Origin of the sequence: Piscirickettsia litoralis (assembly GCF_001720395.1) — a bacterium.
GTDB lineage: Bacteria > Pseudomonadota > Gammaproteobacteria > Piscirickettsiales > Piscirickettsiaceae > Piscirickettsia > Piscirickettsia litoralis.
In genome coordinates this window covers 1685610-1699665 of the sequence record NZ_MDTU01000001.1, presented here as the reverse complement: position 1 = coordinate 1699665, position 14056 = coordinate 1685610, and the positions used below count along the sequence as shown (strand labels likewise).

General features: G+C 40.4%; 16 protein-coding genes and 1 tRNA gene. 11 read left to right on the top strand and 6 right to left on the bottom strand.

Features of this window, described 5'->3' with window-relative positions; all coding sequences use genetic code 11:
• The first annotated feature begins 50 nt into the window (after nucleotides 1-50).
• Complete coding sequence (locus BGC07_RS08450) at nucleotides 51-419, top strand: hypothetical protein (protein ID WP_069312743.1); 369 nt, start codon at nucleotides 51-53, stop codon at nucleotides 417-419.
• A gap of 36 nt (nucleotides 420-455) precedes the next feature.
• On the opposite strand, the gene BGC07_RS08445 is transcribed toward BGC07_RS08450, so the two are convergent.
• Nucleotides 456-728 carry a hypothetical protein gene (locus BGC07_RS08445; protein ID WP_069312742.1) on the bottom strand — a complete coding sequence of 91 codons (273 nt, stop codon included), beginning with the start codon at nucleotides 726-728 and terminating at the stop codon, nucleotides 456-458.
• Nucleotides 729-784: 56 nt separating this feature from the next.
• Nucleotides 785-1948, bottom strand: a complete 1164-nt coding sequence (gene cfa, locus BGC07_RS08440; RefSeq protein ID WP_077216818.1) for a cyclopropane fatty acyl phospholipid synthase — start codon at nucleotides 1946-1948, stop codon at nucleotides 785-787.
• 262 nt (nucleotides 1949-2210) lie between these two features.
• Here cfa and BGC07_RS08435 point away from each other — a divergent pair, with 262 nt between their 5' ends.
• Both BGC07_RS08435 and BGC07_RS08430 read left to right on the top strand, forming a co-directional pair.
• Nucleotides 2211-3113, top strand: a complete 903-nt coding sequence (locus BGC07_RS08435) for a LysR substrate-binding domain-containing protein (protein WP_069312741.1) — start codon at nucleotides 2211-2213, stop codon at nucleotides 3111-3113.
• A 73-nt stretch (nucleotides 3114-3186) separates the two neighbouring features.
• Nucleotides 3187-4029: a hypothetical protein gene (locus tag BGC07_RS08430; RefSeq protein WP_069312740.1), complete on the top strand. Its 843-nt coding sequence runs from the start codon at nucleotides 3187-3189 to the stop codon at nucleotides 4027-4029.
• Between the two features lie 107 nt (nucleotides 4030-4136).
• Here BGC07_RS08430 and BGC07_RS08425 read toward each other — a convergent pair whose 3' ends face one another.
• Nucleotides 4137-5657 (bottom strand): tetratricopeptide repeat protein, encoded by a 1521-nt coding sequence (locus BGC07_RS08425; protein ID WP_069312739.1) that lies wholly within the window; start codon nucleotides 5655-5657, stop codon nucleotides 4137-4139.
• Between the two features lie 117 nt (nucleotides 5658-5774).
• Here BGC07_RS08425 and BGC07_RS24155 point away from each other — a divergent pair, with 117 nt between their 5' ends.
• The 4 genes from BGC07_RS24155 (at nucleotide 5775) to BGC07_RS20600 (ending at nucleotide 8554) form a co-directional block, all read left to right on the top strand.
• Nucleotides 5775-6926 carry a UvrD-helicase domain-containing protein gene (locus tag BGC07_RS24155; RefSeq protein ID WP_449421077.1) on the top strand — a complete coding sequence of 384 codons (1152 nt, stop codon included), beginning with the start codon at nucleotides 5775-5777 and terminating at the stop codon, nucleotides 6924-6926.
• Between the two features lie 7 nt (nucleotides 6927-6933).
• Nucleotides 6934-7785: a 3'-5' exonuclease gene (locus BGC07_RS24150; RefSeq protein ID WP_449421076.1), complete on the top strand. Its 852-nt coding sequence runs from the start codon at nucleotides 6934-6936 to the stop codon at nucleotides 7783-7785.
• Nucleotides 7786-7864: 79 nt separating this feature from the next.
• Nucleotides 7865-7941 (top strand) — tRNA-Arg (locus BGC07_RS08415).
• Nucleotides 7942-8413: 472 nt separating this feature from the next.
• Nucleotides 8414-8554, top strand: a complete 141-nt coding sequence (locus tag BGC07_RS20600) for a hypothetical protein (protein WP_158006892.1) — start codon at nucleotides 8414-8416, stop codon at nucleotides 8552-8554.
• Between the two features lie 65 nt (nucleotides 8555-8619).
• Here the strand turns inward: BGC07_RS20600 and BGC07_RS08410 are convergent, their stop codons facing one another.
• Nucleotides 8620-10026, bottom strand: coding sequence for an APC family permease (locus tag BGC07_RS08410; RefSeq protein WP_069312738.1), 1407 nt, complete (start codon nucleotides 10024-10026; stop codon nucleotides 8620-8622).
• A gap of 481 nt (nucleotides 10027-10507) precedes the next feature.
• Between BGC07_RS08410 and dinB the strand changes: the two genes are divergently transcribed.
• Genes dinB through BGC07_RS22105 form a run of 4 tightly spaced genes read left to right on the top strand, consistent with a single transcriptional unit; the run spans nucleotide 10508 to nucleotide 13098 of the window.
• Nucleotides 10508-11548, top strand: coding sequence for a DNA polymerase IV (gene dinB, locus BGC07_RS08405; RefSeq protein ID WP_069312737.1), 1041 nt, complete (start codon nucleotides 10508-10510; stop codon nucleotides 11546-11548).
• A gap of 24 nt (nucleotides 11549-11572) precedes the next feature.
• Nucleotides 11573-11980, top strand: coding sequence for an AMP-binding protein (locus BGC07_RS22115; protein ID WP_235603041.1), 408 nt, complete (start codon nucleotides 11573-11575; stop codon nucleotides 11978-11980).
• Nucleotides 11967-12257 carry an AMP-binding protein gene (locus tag BGC07_RS22110; RefSeq protein WP_235603040.1) on the top strand — a complete coding sequence of 97 codons (291 nt, stop codon included), beginning with the start codon at nucleotides 11967-11969 and terminating at the stop codon, nucleotides 12255-12257. Before BGC07_RS22115 ends, BGC07_RS22110 begins: the two co-directional genes overlap by 14 nt.
• Nucleotides 12247-13098: an AMP-binding protein gene (locus BGC07_RS22105; RefSeq protein ID WP_394332115.1), complete on the top strand. Its 852-nt coding sequence runs from the start codon at nucleotides 12247-12249 to the stop codon at nucleotides 13096-13098. Before BGC07_RS22110 ends, BGC07_RS22105 begins: the two co-directional genes overlap by 11 nt.
• Before the next feature lie 50 nt (nucleotides 13099-13148).
• Here BGC07_RS22105 and BGC07_RS20595 read toward each other — a convergent pair whose 3' ends face one another.
• Entirely contained in the window at nucleotides 13149-13316 is a 168-nt protein-coding gene (locus BGC07_RS20595; RefSeq protein WP_158006891.1) for a hypothetical protein, read from the bottom strand.
• A gap of 281 nt (nucleotides 13317-13597) precedes the next feature.
• Nucleotides 13598-13810: a hypothetical protein gene (locus tag BGC07_RS08395; protein ID WP_069312736.1), complete on the bottom strand. Its 213-nt coding sequence runs from the start codon at nucleotides 13808-13810 to the stop codon at nucleotides 13598-13600.
• Nucleotides 13811-14056 lie beyond the last annotated feature (246 nt).

The window sequence follows — 14056 nt, the reverse complement described above, 5'->3', positions numbered from 1 at the left end:
ATCAAGAGTGACGCGCTACACTATTGATTATAGACACGGAGGGTTATGCCATGAAACCAGTTGAATATATTTTTAGCGCCATTCAAGAGCATTATCCTGAGAGTTATGCGCTCTTGCAAAATACGGACTTTGACTTTAATGGGCTGAGTGTTAATCCAGATGATTTATGCGATGATCAAGCGGCCTGGATCAATCAATCATTTGCTTGGGTCGATGAGCTGATTGCTGATTTTGCCCACTTAAAAGAAAATGCTTCTTTTGATGACTTTTTACAGTATTACAACGAAGCGGTGCACTTTTATATCGCGAAGCCGGAAACCTTTAAATTATTATTTTTAGTTGCCTTGGTGAAGGTCAAAGATTGGGGTGAAGAGCTCACTGTATACTACGATCCTTGCCCTGAACATAAGCTACACTAGCTTATTTTCTCTAAGCTGAACTGATACTTTAGCGCTCTATAGCAGGTGAAATACGCATTGGCGATTAATAACCTCGCAGCTGTGTATACCGTGAATGATATAATAAAGACCAAGAATCGCTAAGACTAAGCCTAATAGTTTGCAAAACTGCATATACAACTGAGCATAGCGGTTTTCTTCGCCGAGCTTAAAACGCAAATAACTCGCCAAAATAATGAGTAATAAATAAACAGTAAAGCCAACATAGCCAGGGATCGCAAACACCTGGCTGCCAAAGTAACTAAAAATAATCAGTATCGGTATAATCATCGTTAATCCAGTGTAGTTATATTTATTATTCATTAAACTATTTTAACAGGCTTGGCTTAACGGTGGCTGATATATTTTTGTGCGCGTCCTTTACTCAAGACTAGTTGCCACAGTTGAATGTCGCGCGAGCGAAAGCAGGCGGCACATGACATGAGATAATAGCGCCACATCCGATAAAAGCGCGGGCTATAGTCTTGCTCTATTTCATGATAGGTTCTGGTAAAATTATCATGCCAGGCGCAAAGTGTTTTATCATAGTCTGGGCCAAAGTTATGCCAATCTTCCATAACGAATAATTCTTCAGCGGCTTTGCCGATTTGGTTGATCGATGGAATCACTGCATTGGGGAAAATATATTTTTCGACCCAATCATCGATTTTGACCGTTGAAATATTATTACCTATAGTATGGAGCAAAAAGAGTCCACCCTCTTTGAGTGATTTATGGGCGACTTCCATATAAGTTTGGTAATTTTTAGGTCCTACATGCTCAAACATGCCGATAGAGACGATGCGATCAAAGGTTTCGTTGAGATCACGATAGTCTTGTAGGCGAATTTCAACGGGCAGCCCTTTGCAATAGTCTTGGGCATAGTGCTGTTGCTCTTTAGAAATCGTTACGCCAACGACCTTAACACCGTAATTTTCAGCGGCGTATTTGGCCATGCCGCCCCAGCCACAACCGATGTCGAGCAGTTTCATGCCAGGTTCGAGTTCTAGCTTTTGGCAAATCAGCTCGAGTTTAGCAAGTTGAGCTTGTTCTAGAGTTTTAGCATGTTGCCAATAAGCACAGGTGTAGCTCATGGTTGGGTCGAGCATTCGTTGATAAAGAGAATTACCAATATCATAATGCTTCTCGCCAACTTCAAAAGCCCGAGATTGAGTCTGAAAGTTAAAGATTTTATGAGTAAATAACCGGACTAATAAGCCTAAATTAGTTTTTAATTTACCCTCTAGTTTGGCTTCTAGCATTTTGGTGATCATAGTGTCGAGTTGTTGGCAATCCCATAAGCCTGCCATGTAAGCTTCACCTAAGCCTAAAGAGCCTGATTTCAAGGCCATTTTGTAAGCACGTGGATCATGAACCTGGATATCCCAAGGCCTGCTACCGTTAATTTGGATGTCTGCATAATCGAGTAATACTTGAATATTATTTTCGAGTGTAGAGCTTTTTTTAGTATAATTCAGGCTGGAGTTTTGAGCCTGTGAATTAGTTTTCATTTTTTATCCCTTCAAAATTAACCTGCTGTTAAATTATTTTTTAAATAAATAATAAACTAATAATTTTGCTTAATCTCCTTTTCCAGGAAGATCATTATTGCCATTTATTATTAAATGGACTCAAAGTATCTTAAGATTTCTACTGTGATTGCATTCTAGCAAATAAAAAACTTGTATTGAAGCCCAGAAAAGTTAAACTATATGTAAATTTTACTTACAGCTTGTTGCTGTGAACATAGTCTAGTAAGGCTGAGGATAACTAATGCGACTACCGCCGTTACGCTCACTGCAGGTGTTTATTTGTGCTGCTAAACACCTTAATTTTACCCGAGCTGCTGAGGAATTATTTGTAACACATGTTTCTGTGAGCTTGCAGGTTAAGCAGCTAGAAGAGTATTTGGGGGTGAAGTTATTTCGCAAGGTTGGCCGTAAGCTTGAGTTAACGCCATTTGCTGCAGATTATGCGCGGAACTTGCAAACGGCTTTTGACCAAATAGAGCAAGCCACTGAACATTTTCTGCTTGCGAATGAGCATAATAACTTATTGAATGTAGTTGTACCTAATATTTTCGCTATGCGTTGGCTGATGCCAAAGCTTTCTGAGTTCCAACAACTGCACCCTCATATCGAAGTGCGGCTATGCTCACCCAATTACAAAGGACAGGACTACATTCGTAAACTTGAGCAGGGCGCTGCAGATATTGTGATTTGTTTGGATTTTGATGCGGATTTTTCCGGGAAAAAATTACAGTGTGACTTTATTTTCCAAGAAGAATTAGTGCTAATTTGTCGGCCTGATCATGAAGTTGCCAAGACAAAGCAATTAACTGCTGAAACGACGCTGTTATTAATGAATACGGTACATCGTAAGAAATTTTGGGAACAATACTTGCGTGAGATGACCGGAGAGAATCATAGTTTGGCCGAGTATCGCACGATGATTTTCCAAGACTCTAATCAGGTGATTCATGCTGCAAGTAATGGGTTGGGGGTGGGCCTTGCTAATCGAAGTTATGTGAGTGAGTTGGTAAACTTAAACCGTATTAGCATACCCATTGACCTTGCTATTCCAGGTGGGTGCTATGCTTGTTTAACCAGTGAGCAAAACTTAAAGCGAGAGAAAGTACAGATTTTTCGTAATTGGCTATTGTCTATGATTAAATAGAGGGATTATTTTAAATAAAGTTGAATTTAAATATTTGCATTTAGAGGGCAGGCAACAAGTAAGGTGAGCATGGATGCGATATAAGTTTAGGTTATTAAAATTAATTATTCTTGTTGGTATCAGTTTCTTATTGTTAGGCTGTGCAAGTCATTTGCAGCGCGCAGAGCAAAAAGCAAAAACAGCAGGTTTTCGCTCTGAATTGTTATCGACAAAACATTTTACTTTAATAAGTTTTTATAGAATATCAGCCGGAGCTAAAGCGGCGAATGTTTATATCGAAGGAGATGGCTTAGCCTGGTTAAATCGCTATAGCTTATCAACGAACCCAACGCCGAGGGATGATTTGGTCTTAGAATTAGCCTTAAGCGATCCGGCATTAAATGTGGTTTATATCGCGAGGCCCTGTCAATATGTACCTTTTGAATTAAATCCATCTTGTACAGCGAAATACTGGTCAAGCCATCGATTTGCACCTGAGGTTGTTAACAGTATTTCAGATGCACTAGACTTATTAAAAATAAAATTCCCAAATTTACATTATCATTTGATTGGTTACTCGGGGGGAGGGGCGGTTGCTGCGTTATTAGCGGCTTCCCGAAAAGATGTTTTATCATTGACAACCCTAGCAGGAAACTTAGATCATGTTGCTGTGAACCGGCATCATGAGGTTAATCAGATGCCAGAGTCGCTTAATGCCATCGATATCGCGGAGCAATTAAAACAACTGCCACAGCGTCATTTTGTTGGGATAAAAGATGATATTGTGCCAATGTTTATTGCGAAGCGCTTTTTAGCAAAAATGAATTCACCAGCTTGTAGTGTATTGATCCCTCTTGCAGTAACGCATCATGAAGGTTGGCGTGATGTTTGGCCTCAACAGTCCTCTATTCATTGGTCTTGTCAACCTATGGGCTAATTTATGAAAGATCTTTAAACTGAATTTGTAACTGAGCAAAGCGTTTGTGTTGTTTAGCATCTAAGGTTTTGTCATTTTTGATGGCTTTAAAGTAGCGTTCAATATTATTATGACAGTGCATTTTTTTTGTTTTCATGCGCTTTGGTGAAAAGGGCGATGTTGGCTTGAGCAGCATTGAGCTGAATCGAACTATTTTCAGGTCGCATGTCTGCTGCTAAATCCAATAACTGTACCGCGGTTTGATAGCGCTTTTTTTTATAAAAGGCAATACCGATGGTATTTGCTTCCGTGGATAAAAAAGGGTCACTTTTAAAAAAGAGCTGAATACGATCATAGAGTTTACTATCATGACGGTAGCGCCATAGAAGTTCTCTTAATATCAGATCGCCTTTGGCAATAAAGTGATCAGATTCGTAAAATTCTTGAGCGATGTCAACATGACTGTGACCAGTAAACTGGTGGTAATGATTATCATAGAGATCTTCGGCTTGCAGATAGTTTTTTGATGCAGATTGTTGGTCTTTAAGACGTGCTGAAAAATTTCCTTGCAATAACGATTTTCGAACATGCAGATCTTTTTGTTCATCGCTAAGTTGCAAGTTATTTTCGAGTAATTTTGTTAATTCTTTAAAAGCATCATGACCGGTTTTGTCATAATCAACTTGTAGGCAAAGTGCTTTAGCAAAGCTGAGCCATTGCGACGAGTTGAGTGTTGCGTGTGACTCTTCGGCAATTTGATTGAGACGGCGCATGGCTGCTGTTGCCGCTTCTGGGTCATCATTAAGGTTCGCGATAAAGCCTAGGCTCTCCAAGCGCTCCATATTAGCAGGTGAGATGTCAACAGTTTGGCCGAGTAGTTTTTGTGCTTCTTTTAGGCGGTTTTGCTTTAGATAAGAATTTGATAGTTCATCAGCGGCGATGACATAACTTGGGTCTATATCTAAGGCGCGCTGAAACTCTTTATCGGCAGCATTACAGTCACGATTTTGTAAATGAATGCAGCCGCGTAAATAATAAGGCCAGGTTAAGCCATTTTGTTCGGTGAGGGCCTGGTCACAGGTAGCGAGGGCTTTCTCAAGCTGCCCTAAATGGTAATAGCCATAGGCGATTAAACGTAAGCACTCTACTCTCACTGTTGGAGTTAAACTTTTATCGGCAAGTGTTTCTTGACCTTGTTCGATGGTTTTTATGTAATTGTGCTGCTCTAGCGCTAAATAGCAGTCTGATAACTTTTCACGTTTTTCCATGAGCTCGGTAATTTTTTCTAAAGCCCCTGCATTGCAGCCACTTTTGCTGAGTAATAACTCAGGTTTATTTTTTTCTAGCAGCAAGCTTAGAATTTGGTTGGTGGTATGGTCCTGAATTAAAACAAAGTGAGGGCTGCGCACCGTGCGTTTACTTAGTTGTAATAATAACCAACGAATATGAAAGAGCTTGGAAGATTGACTAAAGTAATAAAAGAAGACGTCAAATTGTGTTGAAAGTATTGTCTTAGCGCTTTCTGTGCTGAGACTGGTGACAACCTCATGCTCAGTCAATTGCATATTGTTTAACAGTTGTTTGACTGTATCGATTTGGCCAGGGTGATCGATGAGTGCAATGGCGCGGGGGGTATCAAAGTCTTCCATAATTTTTATAGCCTTTTCAAAGCTCTGGTTGTTTAAGTATACGACAGTGCATTTTTACTGCTAGCTATCAGAGCCTCTTTTGATACAATAAGCGGCCAGATGAAAGAGGGGGAAAGCGTGCGTTTAAATGATGAACAATTAGCTGCGGTACATTATCGCCAAGGACCCTTATTAGTTCTTGCAGGCGCAGGCAGCGGCAAAACACGGGTAATTACTCAGAAGATTGTCCATCTGATCCAAGACTGTGATATTGCGGCTAAACGTATTATCGCTGTGACCTTTACCAATAAAGCGGCGCGTGAGATGAAGCAGCGTATCAGCCAAAGCTTATCACGCCAAGAAGTGCGAGGGTTAATGGTCTCGACCTTTCATAATCTGGGCTTAAATATTATTAAACGCGAAGCTCGTACTCTAGGCTTTAAAGCGGGTGTGAGTATTTTTGATGCGGCCGATAGCTTGTCTTTATTAAAAGAATTATCTGAGCAAGAGTTGGCTTTAAGCAAAGAAGCACTTGAGCGTGTGCAAACGCGGATTTCTAATTGGAAAAATGATTTAATCTTTGCTGATCAGGCTATGCATCATGCCGTTGATGAATTTGAACAAAAAGCGGCAGTGCTTTATCAAGAATATCAGCGCTGCCTAAAAGCTTATAATGCGGTTGATTTTGATGATTTGATCTTATTACCTGTGCAGCTTTTGCAAACTCAGCCAGAAATTTTAGCTAAATGGCAACATAAAGTACGCCATATGCTGGTCGATGAATATCAAGATACCAATATGAGTCAGTATTTATTGATTAAGCTATTAGTCGGTCAAAGCGGTCAACTCACCGTGGTCGGTGATGACGATCAATCGATTTATACCTGGCGGGGTGCACGTCCTGAGAACTTATCTGAATTGCAGCAAGACTTTCCTAATTTAAAAGTGATTAAGCTTGAGCAAAACTATCGCTCGTTTGGTCGTATTTTAAAATGTGCGAATACTTTAATTGCTAATAACTCGCATTTGTTTGATAAAAAACTCTGGAGTGCTTTGGGTTTTGGTGACCCTTTAAAAGTGATTTATGCCAGTGATGAAGAGAATGAAGCTGAACGCATTGTTGCTGAGATCCTAAGCCATAAATTTAAGCAAGGCGCACGTTATTCGGATTATGCTATTTTATATCGCGGCAATCACCAATCTCGCGTATTTGAACAAATGTTACGCAAGCAGCGTGTGCCTTATCGCTTAAGTGGGGGGACATCGATTTTTCTCGCGTTCAGAAATTAAAGACATCATGGCTTATTTACGTCTGCTAGTGAATCCTGATGATGATAATGCCTTTTTGCGGGTGATTAATGTGCCACGGCGTGAAATTGGCCCGACGACGGTGTGCGGTTTAGGTGAATATGCGGCAAAGCGTGAAGTGAGCCTTATGGATGCGTGCTATGAGATGGGCATTATCGATGTTTTACCGGCTGCGGCTTTAGAGAAACTCAACACCTTTACTCGTTTTATCAGCGAGACCGCAGAGCATGCGAAAAATCGGCCGATAGAGGCGATTACCGAGATGCTCCAAGCGATAGATTATGATAATTGGTTAATGGATACTGCAGCCTCACCCAAAAGTGGTGAGCGACGTGTAGAAAATGTTAGGGAGTTGATCGCCTGGTTAGAACGTATGGTTGCAGGTAGTGAAACCGAAGAGGTGTCTTTGCAAGAGATTGTTTCTAAAATCATGCTAATCGATATGCTTGATCGCCAGCAAGAAGAAGGCGGTGAGGACGAAGTGCAATTGATGACGCTTCATGCGGCTAAAGGACTGGAATTTCCTTATGTCTTTTTAGTGGGTATGGAAGAAGAGCTATTACCGCATAGAACCAGTATTGATGAAGATAACATCGAAGAAGAGCGCCGATTAGCATATGTCGGTATTACTCGTGCCCAGCGTGCGCTATATTTTACTGTGGTGATGGAGCGTCGTCGCCAAGGTGAAAAAATAGCGACAACACCGAGCCGCTTCTTAGAAGAGTTACCCGCTGATGATATCGAGCATGAGGGACGACCATCAGATAGTACACCCGAGCAGCGCAAGCAAAAAGGCAGTGAGAAGCTCGCCATGCTCAAACAAATGCTGGCCGCGAGCTAATATTAGTTTTCATCGTTTTTAATGATTTTATGAATATCTTTTGAAAGTTTGCGCGAGGGCTGTTATGATGTGGCCCAATGCGCCTGTAGCTCAGTTGGATAGAGTATCAGCCTCCGAAGCTGAGGGTCACAGGTTCGAATCCTGTCAGGCGCGCCAACGGTTACTTTATCTTTTCGGTTATTTTCATAAAACGTCCCATACGAATGTATATGAATATATTTTTTACACAAGATCACCGCATATTAAAACGGTTAAGGTTTGTGATTGGTTAGGAAAAAGAGCCCTCATTTTGTGGGCTTTAGTTTTGGCGTTCACAAACTAAGCAACATGGATAGTTCGCCTGGATATTATTTCATTGATGATAAGTTTCGAGTATAGAGGAAATTACACAGAATCTATGTGTTAAGTGATAGTTTTATTTGACTTTATTGTAAAATAAGAGATTTTGAGCTATTGTGCAATGCGAAGATGCCATGTTGTTAAAGGCTTTTTCTCGGGCGAATGGAAAAGGTGGATCTTAAAGAATCAGTAAATTTTATATTGTGTTATCAAACTTACTTAGTTTATGATGTAAGCTAAGCGTTCGGTTATAGGGAATTTTAATTTTTATTCACGGAGAGCAAGGTTTATGCTTATCGATGCTATTTATGCTGCTACTTTCTTAATTGTTTGTTTAATGATTGGCTATTATTTTGACAAAAAATTAGGTTTATCTGATTTGATGGTTCAGATATATAGCGACCAAGTCAATGATAAAAGGCAAGATTGAGTTTAAATTGGGGTAAATGCCCCATGGTGGGGCATCTTGTCAGGAAAAGATAAGTTTGGCTTAGTTCAATAACTGGCCGTTGCGATTGAGAGTTTTCCTGCTCGGTGATAATAAATATAGAATAAAACGACAGGGATGATCATAGTGACTAAACCCGTGCTAAATATTACAGCATAATGGCTACCGGTATTGATGCTGTCCGGTGGGATAAAGCCAACAAGCAAGGTAATAGTGCAGCCAATAAAGCCTAAAATACTGACTACAGTAAAGCCAAAGGTTTTGCCAGGAATGGTAAACTCTGGGGTTTGGCCTTTTTGTTGATGGCGTATTTTAACGGCGGCACAGAACATCATTACATACATTAACATATAAAGTTCTGTGCTCAAGGCGGTGAGAAGCCAATAAGAACCGCTGATGCTGGGCATAAATAAAAAGGCAGAGCAAACGAGGCTAACAACAACGGCTTGCAGTAATAATAAATTGGCAGGTGCTTTGGCTGTATTTGTTTTGGCTAAAAAACGGGGCACAAAGCCATCTTGTGCGGCTTGTAATAAACCGGTTGCTGGTGAAAGCATCCAGTTTATCATGCTGCCCAGGCTGCCAACGACGATGAGCACACCCATGATTGGCATGGCCCAGGCAAGATGATAATGGTCGAGAAAACTAGAGAAAGCCTGCATAATACCGTCGACAAGCGCAATCTCCTGATTGGGTAAAACCATGGCAATAGCAAGTGAGCCGAGTAACATGGTAAAGACAATAATAACGACGGTCGCGAGTAAAGCTTTGGGTACCGTTTTACGAGGCTGATGCACATAGCGAGTATGGACTGTCGCAAGCTCCATGCCCAAAAAGGACGCCATGATGGCTGTCAGTGAAATCCAACCATCTTGGTGGTGTAAATTTGGCATCCAGTGACTAAAATTCACTTGCGATGGATTGCCTTTGATGATCCAGACTAAGGCTAGAATTAAAATCATACTCATGGGGAGTAAAGTTCCCATCAGCGTACAGATACTGGCAAAACGTGCTGAGGTTTTAAGGCCTTTTAGGTTAACAAAGGTCATCAACCAGAAAATCATTAAGATCATAGCGATCATATAGGATTTATTTTTGGCAAGTTCTGGGGCAAAAACGTGAGCGGTAGTTGCCGCGATAAATGACAAAATAGTCGGATACCAGACCATGGTGTTGACCCACTGCAACCAAATGGCCAGAAATGCCCACTTTTTACCAAAGGCGGTGCGTGTCCAACCGTAAATACCGCTATTTTCTGGACAACGTGAGCTTAGCTCTGCTGAAACAAAGGCAGTGGGGAGCAGAAAAGTAAGCGCGCCCAAAATAAAGAAAAAAGGCAGTTGCGAGCCAAATAAAGCGGCTGAAGGCAGGTTACGAATACTGTCGATAGAGCCGGTGATTAAGAGCACCAGTAAGAGAAAGGAGATTTTAGGGGGGGTCTTGGTGATGTTCATCGCCACCTCTTAAGTTTGAATTTATATGCAAATAAGTGAATATTTAATCATATGATTAAAAGTTTAACAATCAATTTTTTGGGCTAATTTGTCCTACTGCTGCAACTGCTTGAATCATTAGGTGTTAATTATCAGAGGCGAGGATAAATTGACTAAATGTTAACTGAGTGACATTGTTGGCGAACCTCCTTATTGATAGATGCCTTTGCACTGTAGCGCTTTCAATTTATAGCTGTCAACTTCATTTAATGCTGCACTGCGATTTTAATTGATTGTTTTATATAATAAACATAGAGTTTTTCTGTAAACCTATATTTATGACATTAAAATTTAACGGCAAATGTAAAACTGCCTAACAAGAATAATCAGGATAATGCATCATGAGTGTCAATTAATCGGTCAGCTTGAGTATAATGATAGTGGAGTTAAGCTAGAGTCATGATAAGTTTAGCGTGTGTTGGCGTTGATAAAATGAAAGCAGATGAGTGAAAGGTATCCTCGTAAAATCATTCATATTGATATGGACTATTTTTATGCGCAGATCGAGGAGCGCGAGAACCCCAGCCTAAAGACTCAGCCGATTGCGGTTGGTGGACGTGGTGGGCGTGGAGTGATTGCAACCTGTAATTATATTGCCAGACAATTCGGCGTGCACTCAGCACTATCAACACGCAAAGCGCTAGAGCGCTGCCCTAACTTAGTGATTTTACCTACACGTATGCCTTTGTATAAAGAAGCTTCTGTTATTATCCATGAGATTTTCCAGCAATATAGTGACTTAATTGAGCCTTTATCACTCGATGAGGCTTACTTAGATGTTTCGGCGCATGAAAATGCGACTAAAGTGGCAAGACAGATCCGTGCCGATATTTATCAACGTTTGCACCTTACAGCCTCAAGTGGTGTCGCTGCAAATAAATTTTTAGCGAAAATCGCCAGTAATGTGAATAAACCCAATGGTGAGTTTATTATTCGTCCCGAGCATGTTGCTGGCTTTATACCGAGTTTGGAGGTTAAAGAGCTACCCGGTGTTGGCCCGGTGACTGAGAAAAAGCTAGCAGCCCTAGGGGTAGTAAGCTGTGCTGAATTAGCTAAATTGTCTGTTACAACACTCAATCAGTATTTTGGTAGCTTTGGTGAACGCTTATATCAGTTAGCTCGGGGGATTGATTCGCGGCCGGTTAATGCGAGCCGTGAGCGCAAATCTGTCAGCGTAGAAACTACATTTGCCAGCGATTTAAATTTAGAGCAGGCTACAGCTGAACTTGCAGAGTTAGTCGCGCGTTTAAAATTAAGACTAAAGGCGAAATCTGGAGCGAGTATTAAGGCTCTGGTGCTAAAATTAAAATCTTATGACTTTCAACGGACAACGTGTGAAGCTCAATACAATACTATTGATATGGCGGTGTATCAGCAGTTATTACACAAAGCCTATTTACGCCATAATAAAGTGATACGTTTATTAGGTGTGGGTGTACGTTTTTGTAACCAAGACAATATAGAGCAATTAGTCTTGTTTTAGTTTTGTTTTAAGGAGGAAACTGATTTGAATCTTTATGCTTTTTTCTATCAGCGTTTTTCATCGTCTTTGCAAAAAATTGCTATACAAGCTGATGAGCGTTACTTAACTTATCAATGTTTAGATGATGCCACAGCACTTTTTGCTGCACGCCTGCAAGCGCTTGGCTTAAAGCCGGGGGATCGCCTCGCCGCTCAGGTGGAAAAATCCGCAGAAACGGTTTTCTTATATCTGGCTTGTTTGCGTTTAGGTGTGATTTATGTGCCTTTAAATAGTGCTTATAAAAAGGAAGAGCTTGCTTATTTTTTTAGCGATGCTAAACCGGCGCTGATACTGTGCACTTTATCTCGAGAAGCTGAAATCAAAAGTTTGGGGGATTATCAGGTTAAAACCTTTGATAGTTTAAGTGGCGAAAAATCAGGTGAATTTTTTTGATGAGATTGATGAGCTGACTCCCCAGCGTGAGGTGCATTTAAGTGATGAAAAAGAGATTGCGGTTATTTTATATACCTCAGGGACAACCGGCCAGCCCAAAGGGGCTATGCTTTCTCATCATGCTTTGATGCAAAACTGTGTCGATTTAAATTTATGTTGGGGCTTTACCAGTGAAGATGTATTGCTGCATGCTTTGCCTTTGTTTCATGTGCATGGTTTGCTTTTTTGCTTTGCACTCGGTGCTTTATGCTTCGGCGAGTATGATTTTGCAGTCTAAGTTTAGCCCTGTTGCAGTGATTTCAGGTCTTTTGCATGCCAGTATTTTTATGGGGGTGCCGACGTATTACAGCCGATTACTTAAAGAAGCGGAGTTTACAGGGAGTCGTGCTGGCAATATTCGCTTATTTATTTCCGGTTCTGCGCCCTTACATGAAAAGACCTTTAATGCTTTTTATGAGCGTACGGGTAAAACCATTTTAGAGCGTTATGGCATGACTGAAACAGGGATTAATACCTCTAATCCTTTGCATGGTGAGCGTAAACTTGGCACCGTGGGACCTGCCCTGGAGCACGTGACTGTGCGGATTGTGGACGAGGGTAGTCAAAAGGTGCTGACTCAAGGGCAAACCGGTGAAGTACAAATACAAGGTAAGCACCTGTTCAGTGGCTATTGGCAAAAAGAGGATAAAACACAGGAATCTTTCACTGAAGATCAATTTTTTAAAACCGGTGACTTAGGTTATCTCGATGAGCAAAATTATTTAGTTTTAGTCGGGCGTACCAAAGACTTAATTATTAGTGGCGGTTTAAATGTATATCCTAAAGAGGTTGAACAGGTCATTGATGTGATTCCAGGAGTCAATGAAAGTGCTGTCATTGGTGTGAGGCATGAGGATTTTGGTGAAGCAGTATTGGCTGTTGTCGTTTTGCAAGAAGAGGCGGATATTATGGCTGAACACATTATCGCCTATTGTAAAGCGAGTTTAGCTGATTTTAAATGCCCGAAAGCTGTGAAATTACTTGATCAACTGCCACGTAATAGTATGGGTAAAGTTCAGAAAAATCAGCTGCGCCAGCAATATCAAACTATTTTTACCGACGCAAGTAAGATGGGTTAATATTAAAAAATTATCAAACTTTAAAATCACATTTAAAAAACGCAGGTCTTTTAGCGGCTGCGGACCGAGAAACTCTCACTCGAACACAGTCGCCGATCACGGTGAGTGCTAAGAGATTTTAATTGCGCCTCGCTTTGATGATGACGACAAGGTTTTGCATTATTTTGAGTTTGGGGGTGAAAGTCAGCAGATGATGAATCAGGGAAGCTGTATTTCATGCCATTCTCCAAATTGAATTAAGTGAAATAGATTCTAAAACAAAGACATAAAACTGTCGATGATTTAGCTATGTCTGTGTGGCAAATATCAACTATTGCTACACAGGTTAAAGTGACTTAGTGCACAGCTAGGAAATAAACTGTTAAAAAGCTGAAATTGTAAATAACCAAGTTAGTTTTAACGAGATAAAATTGTCTTGGAAAAATAGGCCAGCTCGCTCTGGCCATCACTTGCTTGCTGTTTAGTATTTAGTTTAATGGTTTGATTTTAGTATTACTCATTAAGCAGCAATTGCTTTTTTCTTTTTATAATGTGTGTGCTTTGTTTTTATTTTAGCCTTAGTTTTATCGAGTGCATGTTTTGTACTGGTAGAAATCTTATGTGCATAGTGCTTGGCTTGAGATTTTTTAGTCGTTGTAATTGGACTATGCGCCCAAGTGGAGCCTGCGAGTAGAACAATAGGTAACATCACGGTGATTTTACGCAATAACATAGTTAAAACTCCTAAATTGAGATGTTAAAATTATTATCAGACGTGCTTGTTTTAGCGAGGCCAGTGTAAAAATTGAAGCTTAACTTTACATTAGTAACTATTTGCTTTAATTGGTCTTTTCAAATTCTTAAGCTCCATTTAAGTTTTATTAAGGCTAAAAGCCAATGATTTGGGCTAATAGCTAAAATTTTTTATTGCTCTTTTTTAATTGGTTTTTATTCTAATTTGATAGATAGTTATCGAGAT